The organism is uncultured Acetobacteroides sp. (assembly GCF_963667355.2).
GTDB lineage: Bacteria > Bacteroidota > Bacteroidia > Bacteroidales > ZOR0009 > Acetobacteroides.
This window is the reverse complement of record NZ_OY763328.2, coordinates 1,502,404-1,524,277: the sequence shown is the minus strand read 5'-3', so window position 1 is coordinate 1,524,277 and position 21,874 is coordinate 1,502,404. Positions and strand designations below refer to the sequence as shown.

Below are 21,874 nucleotides of genomic sequence, written 5' to 3'. Positions count from 1 at the left end.
ATGAAAATATATCACAATCCACGATGTGCAAAGAGTAGGTTAGGGCTAGAATACCTTAAGAAAAAGAATGTAGAATTCGAAGTCTACGATTATCTAAAGAATGGTCTTACCCGAGATGATATGAAGGAGATCCTGCTGAAGACGAATCTTAAGCCAATCGATCTAGTTCGCACCCAAGAAGAATATTTCAAAAAGGAGCTCAAAGGAAAGAACTTCACCGATGACGAATGGGTTAAGATAATTCTGGAGAATCCAAAACTGCTCAAGCGACCCATTGTGGTAGATCGCCTAAAGGCGGTTGTTGCCATCCCTGCCGATAATATAGACTTGCTGATAAGATAGTAAAAGAAATGGGTCGGAAATCTCCGACCCATTTCTTTTATTTCTAGTAGGTAGAATCTCTACTTTAGATGTTTTCTAAAGTCGATCATGCCCTTAAACTGGCGGTCAATCACTTTGTCGTGCATATTTCTAGCCGATTTTATTGTTGCTTTAAACGAACCGTTTGCAATATGGTAAAGTGCCTGACCTAGACGTTCGTCGTTTGCATCGCCCCATCCAACTTTTGGAGTATCGTAAGCCTTTATTCCTGGATATGTCGCTGTACCAGGTGTCATTCCTGCATAGTACCCTCCCTCATCTTTCGAGTTTATCGATTCAAACGATACTGCATACAAATCGTATCCCTCTTTAGTCGTGGTTTGTTTCTCTGTATAACCTATAGGTGTTGCCCAAAAGCCGCAAGGCTTTCCGTAAGTTGTTGTCCCAATTAGGAAAAGTTTGCCGGGAAAGTATGGGCGTAGGTTGTTGATGAGTAGTTCTGATGCAGACGCAGTACTTCCGCTCACTATAAAGTAGAGAGATTCCGGTTGGAAAGAGTTTGTTTTCTCGAAGGTTGAAATTAGTGATGATGGATTATACTTCGACTGATATTGCGAATTCATCTTGTACTTGTACATAACCTGTCCGTTCGCCGAAGCTGGTGCAAGCAATTCGCAAAACTTCTCACAGGTTGCTACAGATCCTCCTCCGTTGTATCGAAGATCAACTATAACGCTATTTACACCTGCGGCTTCGAATTTCGAAATAACGGTATTCAGTTCAGCAACCGCTGGTTCCCCTAAAAACTGGTTGAATACAACATAGCCAATTTTTTTTGTCCCTGCTTCCATTATTTTGTCGAACAGAACGCTGTTGATTGTATACGATCCTGCAGTTAATGAGGCATCGATCTGCGATCCATCAGTCTTTTTAAAGGTAAATTTAGCCGATTGCGAATTGAATAGCGCGTTTACCACCGTAATATAACCGCTCGATTTAGAATCAAGATAGCCATCAGATGTTACGCCAGGATGAACATCGGTACTTCCATTAATGCCCACCAATTCGTACGAACGCTGTACACCTGCTTTTCCTGCTGGCGAGTTAGCGTAGACATAGGTAACGAAGAAGGAAACCTCTTTGGAACTATTTACGTCGGCAATAATCATAAATCCGTAATCACCGCTTGCCGTACCTCCGTTAATTTCACCGCTTAGGTTTCCTATTTTATCAAGAAAACTGTATCTATCAATTGCACTATTAGTTGTTGGATCAATTTTTAGCCCAATTAAGTATTTGAGCGCATCTTCGGGGGAGGCGTATTTTGTAGGATCAAAGGTTGCAGGAAGAGCATCATTCCAAAGATAGATTTCCTTCATGTTTTTGTTGATCTCGTTCGACCATTTCTGCTCTTTAGTTAGTTCTGTAGGCTTCGGAGTAGGTTGCGGATCATCTTTTTTACTACATGATTGAACGGAAAGTCCGAAAAATACTATAAAGCCTAGATAGGCGAGTAGTGTTAACCCTTTTCTCATATTATTTGATTTTTTATTGTGGCACAATATAGCAATTTTCTTTTCTCGGTGAAATATACTTGAATAAATACTAAATACTGTTATGGGTATATTCTAGTGTTCAAACGCTATTGCAGCTAATTACTCTTACTCTATCATTTTAGCGTTGTAATAGTTTACAAACCGCGGTAGTTTTGCCATTACAAACCTGTCAACACTAAAATGAATAAATATAAAGTTGCACTTGCAATCCCTTTTACCCTTGCATCTTTGGCTTTGTCAGCACAAACATATACTGGTAAAGTCTTTTCTGTTCAGACTTCAAAAAAAGGCGTTTCGAAAGAGGTCCCACTTTCGGAGGTCGTTGTTACCGATGGAGTATCTGTAACTTCAACTCGATCCGATGGAACGTTTGAATTGGAATCTTTACCTAAGTCTAGGCCATCATACATCGCAATTACTACACCTGATGAATATTCTACTGCAATCTTCTATCAGCCTGTTAGCGGTAAAGCCCAGCCGTACCAGTTTCAGTTGAACAAAATAGTAGAAAAGAAGGGGCATTCTGCCAAATTTATAATGATTAACGATATCTCTCAAGCACAGAACGAGCGATGGCTGTCAAGCCTAAAGCAGCAGACGTTTTATTTTGGCGTTTCTTTCGTTGTGAGCACTGGAAAGAGCGTTGGTGAGCTCGATTTGGAGAAAGAACTAGGCTTGCCAGTTTACCATGCAGCTTATGGGAATAGTAAAGACGATGGATTTCCCAACAACTATTCGTTTATTAGAGGAGGAGTTCATTTTGTTGTGCTATCAGGTCCTTCCGATAGTATGCAGCATCCTATACATTGGCTGAAGAACATGCTTGTTGGTGTTGGTAGATCGTATCCTACAATACTAATTACAAGTTCTGCTATTGTAAAGCATAACGAGGAATCCCTTTCTGCAAATGGCGATACGCTCTCGCTAAACGATTTCAACGTAAAGGCAATAGTCGATGGCGGCAAGAATATTAACCTATATGATTATACCGGGAAACTTACCACATCAACAATCTGTACTGCACCGCTTACATCTGGTGGCGAAGATCATTCTCCTGCCGGTTTCCGATTGGTGTCGGTAACGGATAAAGGTATTATTACTACCGAAACTATTTTGTCGAACGTTCCTAATAGTGCAACCATCGTTTCTCCTGGCGATACTGCTTACGTGGAGGATAATAAGATTCGTTTCTACGCGAATGTTAGCAGTTCTCAGTCTCCAATTAAGCGCGTTCGAATTGGAATCTCGCGAGATACCATGGCGTATAAGTGGAGCGAACTAAATAACGTTTCGCCATGGACATGGAGCGGGTTTTACGTACTTACACCTGCCGATACTGCCTCTCGTTATTCTGTTAAGCTTGAATCTTTCACCGAAAGCGGGCAGATGATGGTTGCAGAAAAGAATATTTCGTTGGTATTACGGAAAGATTCTACAGTTCTGTCGAAAGGTTTGTGGGGTAATTTAGGAGGAAATGCTGGGCATGATGCGAATATTCTTATTCCGTTTACAGGAAAACTTTGTCATCAGTGGACTGCAAGTCCTCAAGGGGCAACGTTGTTCTCGTCTCCTATGGTAGTCGATTCTGTTGTTGTAACACCTTTGGCTAATGATCTAGCATTTAACAAGTCGGAATTAACCGCATTACATGTAAAGACAGGTAAAAGCCTTTGGCATTTCTTCCCTAAGGGGGCGGTGAAAAATACCTTTATTATTGATGGTAAGAATGTAGTTGCTACCGATATATTGGGTAATGTTTATGCTATTGATGTAAATACAGGTCTACCCACTTGGGAAACATCTCTAGGTAACTATAAAGATTACGACTATGTAGGAAGTTCGTTTGCCGATAGCCTCTACTTTACGGGAAATACTGATCGTATTGCTGCGCTGAGGCTCTCCGATGGTTCTGTAGTTTGGACCTTAGGTGCTGATGTGATATACAATGGTTGCGAATCCACTTTAACGGTCGGAGATGGAGTACTTCTTGCTCAAAATCGTAAAGGTGGCTTATTGGGTATTGATATCCGTACTGGAAAAATTGCGTGGAGCACATCAAGCATAGGCTTTTCTTCGAGTAGTATCTCGTCATCATTTAGCAACGGCGTTTTCCATGTTGTTTCGGGGAACAAATATTATGCGATTGATTCAAAAAATGGAGTTGTAACAAATACTGCAACGCTTCCTTCTGCGATAAGCACTAAGTCAATTCCGCTTATATCCGACAATTTGCTAATCTACGGTAGCGTTAATAATGGCTTGGTTGCTTACGATTTGCAGAATAGCAGGCAGCAGTGGAGTGTTGAAGTTGGAGCAGCACTGGTGAATACGCTTCCTGGAGTTCACGAACATCAAAAAACTGTTGAAACCTCGCCGGTAAGAATTGGCAGCTATGTGGTGTTTGGCGCTTCTGATGGTTACTTATACGTGGCAAACATTTCCAATGGGGCTGTAGAGCAAAAGATTAATCTTGGAGCACCTGTTCTTTCTTCGATTGCTGTTGTTGGCGATATGCTTTTTGTAACTGATCTTTCGGGTAACCTCTCTGCATTCAAACTTTCTCTCGGAAAGCAAATACATTAAAATAAGCGAATACTTCTGGTAATTATTTACTAAAATCGCAAGTTCGTGCGGGCAACTGCGACAAATAGTAAGACCAGTTAGGAATTTTAATAAATAATAATCACATAATGGCTAAACGCACTCTACTAACCATTGTAGCCTTTTTACTAGTCTCAAGTTTTGCCTTTGGGCAGCTGGCTGATCCCGTTTCGTGGTCGTACAAGACAAAAAAGGTAAGCGCCGATGAGTTTGAACTCATCTTTAATGCCCGCATCGATGCCGGTTGGCACCTTTACAACCAGGATCCGCTCAAGGATGGTCCTATGCCGCTGGTTTTTCACTTCGACAAGAACCCTGCCATACAGCTTTTAGGGAAGGTTGTAGAGAAAACTAAGCCTACCAAGAAGTTCGACGAGATGTTCGGGCTTAATGTTAAGTATTTTAGCGATGAGGCTACCTTTGTTCAGCGCGTAAAGGCGCTTACCAATAAGCCAATCACCGTAAAGGGTTCCATCGAGGGGCAGGGTTGCAACGAAGGCAACTGTGTTCCTTTGGAAACAGACTTCTCGTTTAAGGTAACAGGTGCTGTACCTGCAAATCCTGCTTCGGAACAAGCGTTAGCTGTTGCTGCCGATACGGTAAAGTCTACTGCCGCTCCGTCAAAGGATACTGTAGCTAAGGCTACCACCATCAGTCAGGAGGAGTTGGTTAAGGCTGCTGAGCCAACCAAGGCACAAGGCAAGTCGTTGCTGGCTTTTTTCATTGGAGCTTTCCTTGCAGGATTGGCTGCCATCCTCACTCCATGCGTATTTCCGATGATTCCGATGACCGTAAGCTTCTTTATGAAGAAGGATGGCTCGAAGAAAACGGAGCATGGTAAGGCTATCTTCTTTGGTTTCTCAATTATCTTTATCTATACCGTAATAGGTACGCTGGTATCGGTGATTTTTGGCGCTGACTTTGCCAACTTTATCAGTACGCACTGGCTGCCCAACCTGCTTTTCTTTGTCATCTTTATGGTGTTCGCCTTTTCTTTCTTTGGAATGTTCGAGATTACGCTGCCCAACTGGATGGTGAACAAGACCGATGCACAGGTTGACAAGGGTGGTTTTGGTGGTCCATTCTTTATGGCGCTTACGCTGGTATTGGTGTCGTTTTCGTGTACTGGACCAATCGTTGGCTCGGTGTTGGTACAATCAATGGGAGGTAAGGTGATATTGCCTATTGTAGCTATGCTTGGTTTCTCATTAGCCTTCGCTATACCGTTTACAGTGTTCGCACTCTTCCCCAGTTTGATGAATAAGATGCCTAAATCGGGCGGATGGCTCAACTCTGTTAAGGTAATACTCGGTTTTCTTGAGGTTGCCTTCGCCTTTAAGTTCTTGAGCATCGCCGATCAGACCTACCACTGGCATATTCTCGACAGGGAAATCTACCTTGCCATTTGGATTACCACCTTTACACTGATGGGTTTCTACCTATTGGGCAAGATTAAGTTTGCGCACGATAGCGATGTGGAGCATGTTTCAGTTCCCCGCTTGATGATGGCTTTAGCAACCTTCTCTTTTGTGGTGTATATGGTTCCTGGAATGTGGGGAGCACCGCTAAGCGGCATCTCTGGATACCTTCCTCCTCAGTCATCGATGGATTTTGATATGAGTAGAGGCGTTGCATCGGCTACAACCTCTGATATTGGTAAGGTAAAGTATGGCGAATTCCTGCATTTGCCCCACGGACTGAAGGGCTTCTTCGATTTAAAGGAGGCTAAGGAGTATTCTAAAAAGGTGGGTAAGCCAATTTTTATCGACTTTACTGGTCACGGCTGCGTGAACTGCCGCGAGATGGAAGCCCGCGTATGGAGCGATCTTCGCGTGTTGAAGCTGCTGCAGGAGGAGTACGTTGTTCTTGCCCTCTACGTTGACGATAAAATGGAGTTACCCCAGGCTGAATGGAAGACAAACGCCAAGGGTAAGGTGCTGAAGAGCCTCGGAAAGATAAATGCCGACTACCAAATATCGAAGTTTAACGTCAACGCGCAGCCTTACTACGTGCTGATGAATGCCGATGAGAAACTTTTGGTTACTCCTAAGGCATACGACTTGAATCCCGACAACTTTGTAGAGTTCCTTAAGAAGGGTATCGAGGCGTATAAGAGCAAAAAGTAAGCGTTACGCTACAACATAAAAAGGAGCTGCCCGAAACAATTATCGGGCAGCTCCTTTTCTTTTTCTATCTATGCCTGTACTTTGGCGCTGCCTAGTAGTGCAGCCCTTGACTTTAACTTCCGTCTAGTAAATTATAATCATGAAAAGGTAAAGTAGCGCAACGCAGAATACCGATGTCCCAATGTGGTAGAAGAGCTTGTAGCTATTGCCGACAAATGCACTACGCAAGAAGTTTTTCTTATGAACCAGTGCTCCAATACCGCATATAAGAATGGCATCTGCAACCAAACCTAAGATTAGCGCCCAGTAGAACTTGTCGAGTATGTCGAAGAAGTTTCCGTCGATAGCCTTCACATAGGCGACTAGCGCCATATATGATGCCATTATGGTGATTAGTGCAAGGATAATGACGTAGAGGTACGATCTTACTTCAGATTTCATTAGTCGTTTATTTAAATTCGCAACAGCAGCTAGCACTTTCCACAGCACAACAGCAACCGAACTCCTCCAGTTCGGGAATTATGGCGCTAACAATACTTCAAAAGTAGCGAGTTTTTATGTTAACTCATAATGCTAGATGGTGGCGCTATTGGCGATGAGCAGAAATAGATGCTCTATTCCCTTTTGTTTTCTTTCGATATGCAGAAAAATGGTGTGTTTCTTTTTACAATTATCACTCGTTTTTGTACCTTCAGCATCATAAACAAAACTTACTAGTTTGACAATATGGAAAACGTAAAAGGAACAAGAACAGAGCAGAATCTGCTCAAGGCTTTTGCTGGCGAATCGCAGGCAAGCCGTCGCTACAAGATGTTTGCCAAGAAGGCACAAGAGGAGGGGTACGAGCAAATTGCTGCCATCTTCAACGAAACTGCGCTTAACGAGGACGAGCATGCGCGCATTTACTTCAGCTTCCTTGAGGGAGGAATGGTAGAAATTACGGCCAGCTATCCTGCTGGTGTTGTTGGAACGACTGTCGAGAACTTAGCAGCCGCTGCTGGTGGCGAAGAGGAGGAGTGGAGCGTACTTTACCCCGAATTCGCTCGCATTGCCGAAGAGGAAGGCTTCAAAAAAATTGCGACTCACTTTAAGCTTATTGCCGCTGTTGAGAAAACTCACATGGAGCGTTACCGTAAGCTGCAGAAAAGAGTTGAGGAGGAGAAGGTTTTTGAGAGAGAGGAAGAGGTTGAGTGGATTTGCCGAGAGTGTGGCTATCACCATAAAGGGAAGAAGGCGCCCAAGACCTGTCCAAACTGCCTAAAGTCTCAGGCATACTTCGAGGAGTATAACGACAAGTACTAAATTTTATATCTTTACATCAACAAAGGGCTGAGCTGCTTACTCAGCCCTTTTTACTGTCGGAAATTTTATAAGCTATGGTAGTAAGCAGGCATATGGGGCTCGACTTGTTGCGCATTCTCTCGGCGCTTGGCGTGGTGCTTATCCATGTTTCGGCTCCGTTTGTCACCCAAAATATGAAGTTGATAAACGAGACGTTTTGGGCGGCTAATCTTTTTAATACGCTGGGTCGCTTTAGCGTTCCAATCTTTATTATCATTAGCGGGTACTTTGTGCTAAAACCCATTCCGAACCTTGCTGGTTTTTACCGAAAGCGCTTTGTCCGCATATTGCTACCCTTTATTTGTTGGGCGGTTGTGTACATTCTTTGGTCGTTCCTCTTCGATCATACCCGTTCGTCTAAGATTTGGGAGGGCGTGCTCTGGGGAAAACCGTACTTCCATCTTTGGTTTCTGGGAATGCTGATGGGGTTGTATGCCGTAGCCCCGCTGCTAAGCGATTTGCTCCATCGTATAGGGACGCATAACTTTGCTTTTGTTGCGGTTGGCGCCTTTATTCTGGCAATGGGGATTGACGCATGGGATAACTACGCCCACAATCGGGGGTGGATTGGTGTTTGGTGGGTGTCGTACCTGGGATACTTTATGATTGGCGCTTGCCTACGGTCGTTTGGCAATGGTCTTTGCTGCCGATGGAGGTTGACGCTGGTTGCCATCCTTTGCTATGCGATGGTGTTTACCTTTACGGGGCTACTCTTCGAGGCTAAGCACTACGTTTGGTACTTTTACGGCTACCTAAGCATTACCTCGATAGTTGGATCTATTGCTTTGGTAAATCTCTTCCGTATTATTCAGGTTCCAGAGAGCTGGATTTTGTCGGAACTCTCCGATTTAACCTTTGGCATCTACCTTATCCACATGATACCCCTTAGCATCATTAAGCGCTACTGGCACTCCAGTCTTGTGGATGATCCTTATCTTAACATCTTGCTCATCGCCCTGATCGTATTTGCCTCCTCGGCTATTGCCGTTTGGCTCTTGGCAAAGGTGAAGCCTATAAAGAAGCTGATGCTGTAGGCATTTTGATGGGTGATGTACGCATTAAGGTTATGCGAATGCCATTCCTTATCCGTACACCTCTGTAGTTGCAGCAATCCCATCAGGTGAATGCTGCTTGGCTAAGAAAATTCCTATCCTTGGAGTGTCATCCCGTGCTTGCCACGGGATCTAAAGAGTCGCCCAAAGGTTGGAAATCCCGAGAAGCGGGGGCTTTATAGAATCTATTGGATTCCTATTTAGATGCCGGAACAAGCCCAACATGACAGCACTTATTAGAAACCTGTCGCCTTATTCTAACGACATCACCTCTTAAGTGGAATTTCTTTGTCTTGGTACTTCTGTCTTGCGTCTTCTCCTATGCCGACGGTGCGTCGCCAAACTCTACGGTGAGGTTGTAGATGGCTGCCTTCGAGTCGTCGATAATTTTTTCGTTGTTAACCACCATTTCGCGAACGGCGCTTCCTATTTGCTCCTGTATTTGCTCAATGGCTTCCTTTTCGGTTGGTGCCTCTGCGTAGCATTCTTCTAGCGTGGGAGCAACTGCCATGTACAAATCTTCGTCGATTTGCTTTACGATGATCTTAAAAGTTAAGTCTCTCATGTTGGTTGTTATATTATCGGATGTAAAGTAGTGAAATCGGCTTGTCGTTGATCTTATCACCAGGGTAGTAAACGTGCTCGAGGTAGAGCCCCGATGGCGGAACGGTTAGCTTTGCGGGCTCGTCGGAGTGTTGTTCGAAGAAGCTGCGCAGCTTGGATGCGGTTATGTTGCCTCGTCCCACCTCGATGAGCACGCCAACCATGCGGCGAACCATCTTCCATAGGAAGTGCGAGCCGACAACATGGACGATGATGGAGTCGCCTTCGCGGTAAACTTCGACGCTGGTTACCTCCACGATGGTCGACTTGGTCTCGGAATCCTTGTCGCCAAACGAGCGAAAGTCTTTCATGCCAACCAGCATGTCGGCGGCCGCCTGCATATCCACAACGTTGAGGTCGTCCTTTATCCAGTAGGCGTATTTTTTGCCGAATGCGGTCTTTCGCGTGGCAATTTGGTAGACGTAGCTGCGGGCAATGGCGTCGTAGCGTGCGTGAAACTTGAGGTCGACCTCGTCGATGCTGATGATGGAGATGGATGCGGGCAGGTTATCGTTAAGCTTATAGCGCATTTGGGTGGTGGAAAGCTTGGTGGCAACGTCTAGGTGGGCAACCTGACCGAGCGCATGAACGCCTGCGTCGGTTCTTCCCGAGCCGTAGAGCTCGAACTTATCGGTTTTAAACACCTCGCGGCAGGCATCCATTATCTTCCCCTGCACCGAGCTGTGCCCTTTTAGCAGCTGCCAGCCGTGAAAGGCTGATCCATCATATTCTAACGTAAGCTTAAAGCGTGACATCTTTTCCTATTTGCCGTAAAGGTACGCATCAGAAGCGAGAGTAGAAAGAATGATTGGGGTGGATGCTAGGTTTGCGGCTCCGAAACATCCATTTCAGCCTTTCACTTAATAGTATTGCTCAGGATGTTTAGACGTTTTGCGGTTTGAACTATTGTTGGAGGGAGGTAAATTCCTTTTTTCATTTCTTTTCAGGGATGAAAAGAAACGAAACAAAGAAAAATCCTGCACGAAATAACTCGTTCGGTCGCTGCTTAGCGCTACCCCAATATTGGTTGTTGTTGATTGTTTATGGTTATTCATCTGATTATTCTTGTAGATGCTTCGCTCACTCGAACAGATTTCGTGCCTGTCTGGTATGTCCCGTTATCGGAAATTTTCGGGATGTCGGCTAACGCCTCCAGCTACGCCATGTTGTTTACGGGGAAAGGCTGTGCCGCATGGCTATGTTTATCCGCCGTTAGACGGTCTTCACCCGAATGAACGTCTTATTCTAGTAGTCTATGATAATTTCATTTGAAAAGATGGGAATGTTTCACGAATATGAACTGCTGCCTAATCGGAGAGCTGGAAGTCCCCTCTTTTAGCCGAGCAGGAGTAGCTTGTGCAGAAGTGGTTGATGCCGAAACATTGTTTATTGGGTGGTCAACTTCTCGGCTAAGAGAGGGGATTTAGGGGTGAGTCGAAAAATGGAGATGCGGTAAGCCCTTTTCAGGGACGCTTTCATCTATCTTGATGGCTGTGGGCATTAGTCTTTGTCAAATAGAGATATTATCTCTGGTCATCGATCCGTTTCCCATCCATCCTCATTGCTATTTCAACAATCAACGTAAATAGTTTACCTGCGGTATGTTGGAGAGCATACGTTATTGGTTGGCAACCGCTGTTGTTCGGTCGGTATATTTACTACTTTTACTGTAGGCTACCGCTGATTTTAGCGTATGGCGCTTGTTACACTTCCCCGGCTTGCGTCGGAATACATATTTAGCATGAAAAGGCTGATACTGATACTTCTTATTAGCGCGTTTACCTTGCCGTCGGTGGCACAAACTTCGCCGAAGGTGGGCCTCGTACTGAGCGGCGGTGGGGCAAAAGGGTTTGCGCATATCGGTTTGCTGCGGCTTATCGACTCGCTCCACATCAAGGTCGACTACATCACCGGCACCAGCATGGGAAGCGTTATCGGCGGGCTGTACGCCGTGGGCTACAGCGCCGATAGCATCAAGAATATTGTCCTTTCGCAGAACTGGAGTATGATTGTCAGCAACCGGGTGGAGCTTAATGGCATTAGCCCCGATGTGAAGGAGGAGTACGGGAGGTACATCTACGAGATGCCCGTTGATCGGCGCGGTTCTCGTCTGGCTTCTGCGCTGGTGGAAGGGCAGTTTATGTCGAATATGCTGAACTATTTTCTGTATCCGGTGCGTGACGTTAGCTCGTTCGACTCGTTACCCATTCCGATTCACTGCATAAGCACCGATTTGCTCACCGGAGAGAAGTGCGTGCTGCGCGAAGGATCGTTGCCGCTTGCCATTAGGGCTTCGCTGGCTATCCCATCGGTGTTCTCGCCAGTATATTTCGAGGGGCGTTTGATGGTTGATGGCGGTGTTGTCCGCAATTTTCCCGTCCAGGAGGTCAAGGAGATGGGCGCGCAGATCATCATCGGCGGGCATACCGGGTTTCGAACCTTCAATGAGGAGGAGATCCGTAAGCCGGTGAACCAGGTTATTCAGTCGTTTGCCTTTAATGCCATCAGCGATTTTAACGAGCAGCGGAAGATGGTAGACCTGCTGGTGGACTTCAACGACGTTTTGGGCAAGTACACCGCTGGCGATTTTCCGGCGTATAGGGAAATAATTCGGCTAGGTGAGGTTGAAGCACGGAAGCATCTCCCCGAGCTAATGGCGATTGCCGCCGCGCAGCGGTCCGATACGCTGCCTACCGTTGTCGCTCCCCATAGCGCTAGGCGGGTTTCCGTCCCCATCACGGCGGTAAAGATCCTTTCCGAGAAGGGAGAGCCGCTTAGCGAGGATCTGAAGGAGGTGGTACGGCTGCGGTTGGGCATTATTCTGGGGGAGGAGTACACCGCCGGCGAGCTCAACCAGACCATGAACCGCATCTACAGCTCGCTTTTCTTCGCGAAGGTAACCTACGAGTTCGAGCATAACGCCTCGGGGCTTACGCTGGTGGTAAAGGTTAAGGAGAATACTCCCGGATCGCTGAAGTTCGCCATACACTACGATACGAAGGAATCGGCCGGAATTATCCTCGCCAGCGAGTTTCGGAACTTCCTCGTTCCGCAATCGCGGGTAGTTGCCGCCGTCGATCTTTCCGACAGGGTCAAGGTGCGAGGTGTTTTCCACAAATACTTGGGTCATCAGCTCAGCTGGTGGCTGCGCTTTACCAGCGAGCTCGAGAACTACAAGGTTGCAGATGCCTACCTTTACGTCGCCAATAATTCCACGCTCTGCGAAAGAGGGATAAGCCAGAGCCTTGCCATCGGTAAAAACCTCGGTTTATGCAACGCGATATCCCTTTCGGGCGGCTACGAGCGGATGCTCATCAACCGCGATGAAAAGTTTATCTCGTTTATCAGTGGTCCCAATCGGCTATACCGGGGCGACTACTGGACGGCTGCCTTTACCTTCGATCGAAACAAGTTCAACCGGAAGTACTTTCCCACCAAAGGCGCGTCGCTTAAGGTGGAGGTACGGGGCTTCTTCGACAATAGCATGAAGGCGCGCTTTGGCGACACCGCCGAGGACCAGTACCTGAAGGGTATTCTCACCCCTTCCAGCGGCTTCAGCTACCCCAACCAGTACCAGGCGCTCGCCGACTACAGCTACCTGATCCCCATCCATCGGCGGGTTACCCTTTGCGGCAACGTCTACCTAGGGATTAGCAGCTCCGGCGACTCGTTTTTGGGCAGCAGCAGCTACCTTTACCCCTACGCGAAGTTCTACGTTGGCGGCGTAGAAACCCGGTCGAAGGCGAACTTCGTGAAAGCCATTGGGCTTCAGAGCGGCGAATTCTCGGCAGAGAACGTTGCCGTTGCCTCCCTAGACCTTCGCTACAACTTCTACCGCAAGTTCTACTTCGTTCCCTCGGCTAGCTACTGCGCCGATTCGCCGAAACCCCTCACCATCTTCAAGGATGCCCTAAAGGTTCGCGACTCGTTTATTAGCTACGGGGCATCGTTTATGGTCGATAGCTTCTTGGGGCCTGTTACCCTATCCGTTTTCAAGAAGAAAGGTGCCGAATCGTGGCAGTCGTACTTCAGCTTTGGGTATAAGTTTTAGGGATTGAGGGGTAAATTTCGCTTTTACAACTTGAATAAAACGACTATTGGAAGAATGAACAACCAACGGCGGACAGGTATACTAGTGCAGGATGACGTTCCCCCGTAAACAACATGGCGTAGCTGGAGGCGTTAGCCGACATCCCGAAAATTTCCGATAACGGGACATACCAGACCGGCACGAATCCCTGTTTGATCTGGAACATCCCGCTCTGCGGGAGAGCGGAGCCTCCACAACTCTACTCAGTGTAGTAAGGTTGTCAGGGGTACACCCTATAATTGGAATCGCAACATATCACCGCGACCGAGCGAGTTAATTCGTGCCAAGGGTTTTTCGTTCTTTTTGCCCTTCAAAAAGAACAGAAAAGAATATGAAATTCTCGTTGTTAAGCCTAGCCTCTACTAAATGTTGGGTCTTTATCTTTGAAAGCGAAATTCCTTTAGTAATTGTAGAGGCGGGGGAGCAGTTTATTCTTCACCTCTCAAGAAAAAGTAAAGGGATAAGGACGAACTCGACGGTCCCCTACAAGCTTTTGCTCGTCGCAAAGGTCTATCAAACGTAAGATAAAAGTAAAACCAGTGATGATGAACATACGACTACAGCACGATACAACAAATGTTGACTGGAATTTGGTGGTTACTATCCTCCAAAAGGTGGGTATGGCGTACCATACCAGCGAAATCCATCGCCGAGCCTTCGCGAATAGCCATACCGTTGTGTTTGCGTTCGACGGCGAGTTGTTGGTTGGCTTTGGCCGTGCCATTTCCGACGGCGAATACCAGGCTGCCATCTACGATGTTGCCGTGCATCCCGACTACCAAGGCAACAGAATTGGTAAAATGATCCTTCATGACATTGTTCAATCGATCCCCAGCTGCAGCTTTATCCTATACGCCTCGCCCGGTAAGGAAAAGTTCTACGAAAAGGAGGGCTTTAGGCGGATGAAAACGGGCATGGCGCTCTTCGTAAGCAGCGAGCGTATGCAGAAGAACGGCTTTACCGAGTAGAACAGCGTCATACCCGTGACTTTGCGTTTAAAAATAGCTTACTAGCGTTTATGAGTATGGTCGCTATCCTTAGCGGAGCATGGCTGAAATAAGAAATCATCGCTTAACCCATAGGCTCAATAGGGCATATCAGCCTCAAAAATCCGCCATTTTACCTGTAGAAACGTCATACGTGTTAAACTATGTGTTTGCACTGCTTTTTGGCGTAAAGTATTAGCTGTAAAATCGGTAAATGGTATTTTACTATGGTTGATGCCTACTCTAAATTGGGTGAAACACACATTATTTTAGGTTCTATGCACAAAAAAATGGGTGATTTAGGCAATAATTAACGCGATGTATACCAATATGACGGGTAAAATGCCCTTTTTTATGGGTAAAACATGCCTAAAAATGGGTGAAACACCCTTTTTTATGGGTGATTTATTGCTTTACAACGGTCGAAAGCTGCTTTACCATGGGTGATGCAGCCCTTTCTACTGGTGAGGTGCATTCATACAAGCGTAATGCCTAAGAATCCATCGGTGATATGGCGAGTTGCATAAGGCGAATGGCACCATTTGCAGGTGAAGCATACTGCTGTTCCGTTCAAGCTACGCTGCTGCCTGCTACTAATGAGTAAAACGTTTTCAGCAGCCGCTTCCCTCTTGCTGTAATAGTTTAGTAAAAAGGGATATCGTAACCGATTTGTTGCTAACTTGGGCGCATAAGCATTATTGTACCCATTTTTAATCGTATTGCACATGAATTTCTTGCGCCCACTCGTTCGAATGGGGGATGGACTACAAAAATGCTTGGTTGGCTTACCGATATAATCATCAATGAAAGGTGTTGTGAAGGTTTGTATATGGATCTAAACAAGTTGATGCCTAATAGTAAGATAAGATGAAAACAAGAATTGTCTACATATTAATTATATTTTCAATCTTTTGTTCCTGCAGTAAGGTAAAAGACCTGAAGGAAAAAGAAGTGTATGGTATTTTGAATGAGATAATGGAAGATGATAGCTTAATGTTCTCGAAAATTGATGTTGCCTATTTAGATATGCCATTAAACAGCTCATATCTAAATGAGTTTTCATCAAAAGACAAGGAATTTATAAAGAAACAGTATGAGAAAAACAGAATGCAGAAAGTAGATACCAATCAGCTAAAACTTTATAGGCCTAAAAGGAAAGTAGTTTTAGTATATGGGAATGATTCTGTTATTTACAAAGGACCGTCGGCCAGAATTTCATACCCGTATATTTCGATGGATAGGAAGAAGGTATTGCTAATGATTATTGATGACTCTGAGAAAAGTGGAGGTACATATCTTTACATAAAGGAGAATGATCACTGGAAAAAGAAGAAAACACTGGATCGTTGGATTAGTTGAAGTAAGTTAATCCGTGATTCAGACAATATTTAGAAGAACAAATTAAACCAAATACAGCTATGAAGCATTCAAAGATCGTTGCAGCGCTAGCGTTTACCCTACTGCTGCTGGTTAGCACGGGCACTCGTGCGCAGGAAAAGGAGCAGGATAGGGGTTACATTGTAGAGGTTGGGCAAATGGCGCCCGACTTTACCGTTACCACCACCGACGGTAAGACGTTTAAGCTATCCGAATGCCGCGGAAAAGTGGTAATGATTCAGTTTACCGCCAGCTGGTGCGGCGTTTGCCGAAAGGAGATGCCGCATATCGAGAGCGAAATATGGCTACCGCTCAAGAGCAAGGACTTTGTGCTGGTTGGTCTGGACCGCGACGAGGCTAAGGATGTGGTTTCCGCCTTCGCCAAGAAGATGAACATCAGCTATCCGCTGGCTCCCGATCCAAATTCGGGCGTATTTACGCTCTACGCCAAGAAGGAGGCTGGCGTAACCCGCAACGTTATCGTCGATAGGGACGGAAAGATCGTCTTCCTCACCCGCCTCTACGACGAAAAGGAGTTCAACGCCATGAAGGAGGTGCTCTTTAAGCTGGTGGAGAAGTAGATAATATGAGCATGATGTCATTATTTTTTAGTAAAAAACGAATTTAGGTTTATGAGGTTAATATCATTTGTTGCTATTGTTGCTTTCTCATTTGTCTCCGATAGCTTTACCTTTAAAGTGGTATCGTATAGCATGTACAATACTTTGAAAATAGAGCAAATAGTTAATTGTGAGAAGAGCAAGAGCATCCTTCGGAATGATATAATTGTATTTAATGAAGATTACTACTCGAAAGGAAAGGAGGATGCTTGGATTTATAGGGTTATTGGTATTTCAGGTGATAGCGTTAGAATTCGAAATGGAAATGTTTTTGTAAATTCTATAAAGGAAAAGCCTATAAGTAGCATTAAGTTACAATATCAGATTAAGTCAAAGCATGATCTTGTATTAAGCTTTTTAGATGAATCTTCCTGCATTACTCAAACATCCAATGAGGTCGTTGCTTTTCTATCTACGAATGAAATAGCACTTATTAGGAAAACATATCCTTCGGCAAAAATTGCAAGGGTTTGCAACTACTCATCCGAAGGAATTATTTCTCCAGAAGAGGGTGAAACTTGGAATTCTGATAATTTCGGAATGCTTTATATCCCTCGTGTTGGTGACACTGTGAAGATAAATGAGCGTAATAAGCTTTTATATCACGATATTATAGGAGATGGCATGCCTAATGATTCAACAATAGTGGTTAAGGAGAAATTATACTTTGTATTAGGTGATAATCGTTATTCTGCAGCAGATTCAAGATTTATTGGTTTTGTGTCAGAAAGCAAGATAATAGGGAAAGTAGTTAGTAAATAGTATGCTTAACGTTCAATAGATCCTATATTTCATTCTGTCAGATAACATTCTGCGCGAGATGAGAGAACGATTCTAGAGTTTAATTGCTTGTAAATATCAAGAATATCTCAATGATCGACTTCCGCAACATCGCCTACCTACGGCAGGGCAACGCTCGGCAGCAGCAGGCATACGCCTTGCTAACGGAGCACGCCGTTATGGAGACGCTGCAACCCTTTGATCCGATACTCGTGGGGAGTATTCCGCTTAACGTAGGCACCGAAACAAGCGACATCGACATCATCTGCTGCTGGCAGACGAAGAGCGAGTTTGTCGATGCGGTGTTCCGCGCGTTTGGTACAATCGAAAACTTTAGCATTACCGACAAAAATACCGACGAAGGCTGCATAGTTCGATGCCAGCTAACCCTCCACGGTGTCGATATCGAGATATTTGGCAGTAGCGTGCCCTCCGATCAGCAGAACGCCTACAAGCGGATGCTCGCCAAGTACGAAATTATTGAGCGCAATGGCGAAGACTTTCGTCAGGCGGTTGTTAACCTCAAGCAAAAGGGGGTTAAAACTGGCGAGGCCATTCGGATGTTGCTCGAAAACTCAAAAGAATATTTGGATGAACCATAGGCATAATTTTGGCAGAACGAAATAATGAATTGCGAATTGTACTTTTAGAGAGTTGTTGCCATGACAAAACTAGATATGTATGCGAAGTAAATATAATCGATACGTTACTTTTCCAACAAAAAGACTTCTTTTTGTTGGGATTGCCTTAACTACGTTCGGTATAGCCGCAATTGCTATTGCCGCATATCATTTTGATACCATATTTATTCCAAAAGAGAGTCGATGCGACAGCTACTACGATTATTTTATTCAAAGATTAGAGTACGAACAGCGTCAATACAAGTTGGAAAGAGATGGTACAGATGTAAAAATGGTATTTGATGCTGATGCATACTTTAAGATATTTGATCATCTTACCATTAAGAAAGGGTGGGGGTTAGATTGCTACTACTATAGAGATAAAATTGGTAGCTCTCCCTATGTATATGTGAGAAAGTTAAGCAACAATAAAGACAGTCTTTTAAGGACATTGGGGAATCGAGGTATATTTAGATATAGTGATTCTATTGCGTTGAATAAGTATGTAGTACCAACCGACAGTAAAAAGGGGCTATTTCAGCTGCTTGTTCTTGAATTATTAGGGTCAAACTTTGCAGAAGGTTCGCATTTTATGTATAGTCATGTCGATATCATAAGCTCTAAAAGAGCTATGAAGAGATTGATGAAGGTAATAGATTTTGATCCTAAGGTGAAGAAAAGAATTAAGAATATTGATTTCACCATTTCTTCGAAAGATTATCGTGATTCAGTTACGTACAGATGGGTTGTGTTTACTGCTTGGGGAGGCTTTTACGAAGATGTGTTCAGTATAAATAAGAAAACTCCATATACTCATAGAAGAATAAAACGATCTCATTTAGAAGAATATGATTGTGGAATATTGTTCTGATGGACAGTATGCTCTATCTTCTCTTTGCTAAGCGTAAACTCTGCCTATGTTTTATCTCTTACTGCCTTCTGGCGTACCGTGGGCAAGGCTGGTAGCCTTGGCTATTTGAGCGTAGCGGGGACACTAAGCATAACGAAGGTTTAACCCATGATTCAAGCTTGTTTTTGGTTTTTAATTTAGAATAGCTGTTTATCGAATGGGCGTAACTGCCCAATAAAAAGTCCGAAGATGCTGAATTGCACCTTCGGGCTTTCTTTAACATGAGCGTTGCCTGCCTTATTTTGTTCCAAACTCGGTTGCCAGATCGAGCATGTTTAGGAATCCAAGCTTAACAATGCGCTGAATCTTTTCGGTCTCAACCTTATCGGCGGTTAACCGTCGATAAAGTAGAGGCTAGGCTGCTGTTGGTCGCGCCTTGGCGGTATTAAGAAGGGTAAGCCTAGCCGTATCACAAAAAAAGGGGGAGGATGAGAGGGCTAACCCCAACTATCGCTCCCCCTCGGGCAGTATAATATACGATTAAAAACAATTTTACGGCGACAGCCGAGCTGCCAACTACCGCTACACCGTTTCGTGCTCGGTGCGGCTGATGATTTCGTTCTGCAGTTCCGGTCCCAGATCGTTGAAGTAGTCGCTAAATCCGGCAACGCGTACAATAAGATCCCTGTAGAGCTCCGGATGCTGCTGCGCCTTACGGAGCGTATCGGCGTTCACCACGTTAAACTGGATGTGGTGACCGTCGAGCCTGAAGTAGCTGCGCACCAAGCTCGACACCCTGCGGATTGCCTCGTCTCCGTTGAAGAATTGAGGGGCGAACTTCATGTTTAGCAGCGTTCCCCCAGTTCTAACATGGTCTATCTTAGCTGCCGATTTAACGACGGCTGTTGGCCCATGCGTATCGCAGCCCTGCGATGGCGAGATCCCCTCCGAAAGCGGAGTCGTAGCCTTGCGTCCATCGGGCAGCGCCCCGGTAACCTTGCCGAAGTAGATGTGGCAGGTGGTGGGCAGCAGGTCTACACGGTGAACGCCACCGCGCGCGTTAGGTTTTCCATCTACTGCATTGTAGTATATCTCAAATACCTCGTTGAGGCAGCGATCGGCACGGTCGTCGTCGTTGCCATATTTTGGAGTGTTGAAGATAAGCTCGTTTCGGAGCGCCTCATGGCCCACGAAGTTATCCTTTATGGCGTCGAGCATCGCCTGCATGGTAGCGCTGCCCTTCTCGTACACGTGGTAGCGCAGCGACGACAGGCAATCGGTGATGGTTCCCAGCCCAACCCCCTGAACGTAGGTGGTATTGTAGCGAGCACCACCCGAACAGTAGTCCTTTCCAGTGGTAATGCAGTCGTCAATAAGCAGCGACAGGAACGGAACAGGCATGAACTCGCCAAAAATCTGCTCGTTCTTTAGGTTACCCTCAATCTTTATCTGCATAAAATGGTTTACCTGCTTCTCAAAAGCCTCCAGCAGCTGCTCGTAGCTGGTAAACGTGGTAGCATCACCGGTTCTTAGGCCCATCTGGGTGTTCGTTCTCGGGTCAAAACCGTTGTTCAGCGTCAGCTCCAGTATCTTGGGCAAGTTAAAGTAGCCGGTAAGCCAGTACGCCTCGGTTCCGAACGCGCCCACCTCTACGCAGCCGCTTGCACCACCCCTTCGTGCATCAACAATGCTCTTCCCCTGGCGCAGCATCTCCTGCACCATCGCGTCGGTATTGAAGATGGAGGGCTGCCCAAAGCCGGTTTTGCTTATTTTGATGGCACGGTCGATAAAGCTATCGGGATTCTTCTTCGAAAGCTGCACCATCGAGCTAGGTTGCAGCAGGCGCATCTCCTCAATCACGTCGAGGATGAGGAACGAAACCTCGTTTACACCATCAGCACCGTTATCCTTCACCCCACCAACGTTGATAAGGCAGAAATCGGTGTAAGTGCTGCTCTCCTGAGCGGTGATGCCCACCTTTGGTGGCGATGGGTGGTTGTTGAACTTCACCCAGAAGCACTGCAGCAGCTCGCGGGCCTGCTCGTAGGTTAGCGTACCCTCCTCGATTCCTTTCGTGTAGAATGGCTCAAGATGTTGATCAAGCCTTCCCGGATTGAATGCATCCCAAGGGTTGAGCTCTGTCACCACTCCAAGGTGCATAAACCAGTAGTATTGCAGCGCCTCGTGAAAGGTGGTCGGTTTATTGGCGGGAATTTTGCGGCAAACCTCAGCCATTTTTTGCAGCTCATCCTTTCTGATTGGGTCAGCCTCGCTTTTTGCTAGTAGTTCCAGTACATCGGCATGGCGGTTGGCAAAAGTAATGATGGCGTTGGCCGCAATTCGCATGGCCTTTAGCTCCTCAATTTGGGTGATATCACCATTGCTACGCTTCTCCAGCTCCTTATCTATTTGTGCGATGAAGTCATTCATCCCCATCTGGTAGATTTTTCCGCCGCACACCGTATGCCCAGGAGCGCGCTGCTCCATAAACTCGGTGAAGATACCCGCTTCAAAGGCCTGCTTCCACGCTGGACTCATGGATTGCATAATGCGCTCACGGTTATTCTTCCCCGTCCAGTAGGGAGTGATGATATCCCGAAAGTCTTTTCGGGTTTGCTCATCAACCTTAAACGATACATTCTTGCGCGTATTTAGGATATCCAAGTCCTCCTGCGTGTGTACGCATATCTCCGGATAGGTTGGCGTTGCCTTTGGCTTTGGTCCACGCTCGCCAACAATCAGCTCTCCATCGCCGATGTAAAGTCTTTTATGGGTTAGGATGTATTCAAACGCCATCGCGCGCTGTACTGGCACCGAAAGGTTTACGTTTTCAATGCTCTTGTAGAACTCCGTGATAAGTACTCCTCTCTCCGACGATAGCGTGTTGACCGCATTCAGGGTCTCCTCTCTCAGTCTTTTAACTCGTTCGTTCATGGTTCTTGTTATAGCTC

At 45.7% G+C, this 21,874-nt stretch carries 17 protein-coding genes; 12 read left to right on the top strand and 5 right to left on the bottom strand.

Translation table 11 applies throughout. The features are described 5' to 3' along the window. Positions 1-342 carry an ArsC/Spx/MgsR family protein gene (locus ACHZA1_RS06305; RefSeq protein WP_320054382.1) on the top strand — a complete coding sequence of 114 codons (342 nt, stop codon included), beginning with the start codon at positions 1-3 and terminating at the stop codon, positions 340-342. 59 nt (positions 343-401) lie between these two features. Here ACHZA1_RS06305 and ACHZA1_RS06300 read toward each other — a convergent pair whose 3' ends face one another. After that, the gene (locus ACHZA1_RS06300) at positions 402-1,856 is read right to left on the bottom strand and encodes a S41 family peptidase (protein ID WP_320054381.1); all 1,455 of its coding nucleotides are present in this window, start codon (positions 1,854-1,856) and stop codon (positions 402-404) included. Positions 1,857-2,057: 201 nt separating this feature from the next. Between ACHZA1_RS06300 and ACHZA1_RS06295 the strand changes: the two genes are divergently transcribed. Both ACHZA1_RS06295 and ACHZA1_RS06290 read left to right on the top strand, forming a co-directional pair. After that, the gene (locus ACHZA1_RS06295) at positions 2,058-4,460 is read left to right on the top strand and encodes a PQQ-binding-like beta-propeller repeat protein (protein WP_320054380.1); all 2,403 of its coding nucleotides are present in this window, start codon (positions 2,058-2,060) and stop codon (positions 4,458-4,460) included. Between the two features lie 107 nt (positions 4,461-4,567). Next, on the top strand, positions 4,568-6,604 hold the full coding sequence (locus ACHZA1_RS06290) for a cytochrome c biogenesis protein CcdA (RefSeq protein WP_320054379.1): 2,037 nt from the start codon (positions 4,568-4,570) through the stop codon (positions 6,602-6,604). 123 nt (positions 6,605-6,727) lie between these two features. On the opposite strand, the gene ACHZA1_RS06285 is transcribed toward ACHZA1_RS06290, so the two are convergent. Further along, the gene (locus ACHZA1_RS06285; RefSeq protein WP_320054378.1) at positions 6,728-7,045 is read right to left on the bottom strand and encodes a hypothetical protein; all 318 of its coding nucleotides are present in this window, start codon (positions 7,043-7,045) and stop codon (positions 6,728-6,730) included. A gap of 285 nt (positions 7,046-7,330) precedes the next feature. Between ACHZA1_RS06285 and rbr the strand changes: the two genes are divergently transcribed. Both rbr and ACHZA1_RS06275 read left to right on the top strand, forming a co-directional pair. Next, positions 7,331-7,906 (top strand): rubrerythrin, encoded by a 576-nt coding sequence (gene rbr, locus ACHZA1_RS06280; protein WP_320054377.1) that lies wholly within the window; start codon positions 7,331-7,333, stop codon positions 7,904-7,906. A gap of 74 nt (positions 7,907-7,980) precedes the next feature. Beyond that, positions 7,981-8,979: an acyltransferase family protein gene (locus tag ACHZA1_RS06275; protein ID WP_320054376.1), complete on the top strand. Its 999-nt coding sequence runs from the start codon at positions 7,981-7,983 to the stop codon at positions 8,977-8,979. A 337-nt stretch (positions 8,980-9,316) separates the two neighbouring features. Here the strand turns inward: ACHZA1_RS06275 and ACHZA1_RS06270 are convergent, their stop codons facing one another. Then, positions 9,317-9,562: a hypothetical protein gene (locus ACHZA1_RS06270; RefSeq protein ID WP_320054375.1), complete on the bottom strand. Its 246-nt coding sequence runs from the start codon at positions 9,560-9,562 to the stop codon at positions 9,317-9,319. A gap of 13 nt (positions 9,563-9,575) precedes the next feature. Then, entirely contained in the window at positions 9,576-10,355 is a 780-nt protein-coding gene (gene truA / locus ACHZA1_RS06265) for a tRNA pseudouridine(38-40) synthase TruA (protein ID WP_320054374.1), read from the bottom strand. A gap of 986 nt (positions 10,356-11,341) precedes the next feature. On the opposite strand from truA, the gene ACHZA1_RS06260 reads away from it, so the two are divergent. The 7 genes from ACHZA1_RS06260 (at position 11,342) to ACHZA1_RS06230 (ending at position 18,944) form a co-directional block, all read left to right on the top strand. After that, the gene (locus ACHZA1_RS06260) at positions 11,342-13,651 is read left to right on the top strand and encodes a patatin-like phospholipase family protein (protein WP_320054373.1); all 2,310 of its coding nucleotides are present in this window, start codon (positions 11,342-11,344) and stop codon (positions 13,649-13,651) included. A gap of 581 nt (positions 13,652-14,232) precedes the next feature. Then, positions 14,233-14,658, top strand: coding sequence for a GNAT family N-acetyltransferase (locus ACHZA1_RS06255; RefSeq protein WP_320054372.1), 426 nt, complete (start codon positions 14,233-14,235; stop codon positions 14,656-14,658). Positions 14,659-15,543: 885 nt separating this feature from the next. Next, positions 15,544-16,035: a hypothetical protein gene (locus ACHZA1_RS06250; RefSeq protein WP_320054371.1), complete on the top strand. Its 492-nt coding sequence runs from the start codon at positions 15,544-15,546 to the stop codon at positions 16,033-16,035. A gap of 59 nt (positions 16,036-16,094) precedes the next feature. Next, positions 16,095-16,634 (top strand): TlpA disulfide reductase family protein, encoded by a 540-nt coding sequence (locus ACHZA1_RS06245; RefSeq protein ID WP_320054370.1) that lies wholly within the window; start codon positions 16,095-16,097, stop codon positions 16,632-16,634. Between the two features lie 51 nt (positions 16,635-16,685). Beyond that, a complete protein-coding gene (lepB, locus tag ACHZA1_RS06240; RefSeq protein ID WP_320054369.1) occupies positions 16,686-17,435 on the top strand; it encodes a signal peptidase I in 750 nt (249 codons plus the stop codon). Between the two features lie 110 nt (positions 17,436-17,545). Continuing rightward, positions 17,546-18,055: a DUF4269 domain-containing protein gene (locus tag ACHZA1_RS06235; protein WP_320054368.1), complete on the top strand. Its 510-nt coding sequence runs from the start codon at positions 17,546-17,548 to the stop codon at positions 18,053-18,055. A 79-nt stretch (positions 18,056-18,134) separates the two neighbouring features. After that, positions 18,135-18,944, top strand: coding sequence for a hypothetical protein (locus ACHZA1_RS06230; RefSeq protein ID WP_320054367.1), 810 nt, complete (start codon positions 18,135-18,137; stop codon positions 18,942-18,944). Between the two features lie 561 nt (positions 18,945-19,505). Here ACHZA1_RS06230 and hypD read toward each other — a convergent pair. Next, positions 19,506-21,857, bottom strand: a complete 2,352-nt coding sequence (gene hypD, locus ACHZA1_RS06225; RefSeq protein ID WP_320054366.1) for a trans-4-hydroxy-L-proline dehydratase — start codon at positions 21,855-21,857, stop codon at positions 19,506-19,508. Positions 21,858-21,874: the final 17 nt, after the last annotated feature.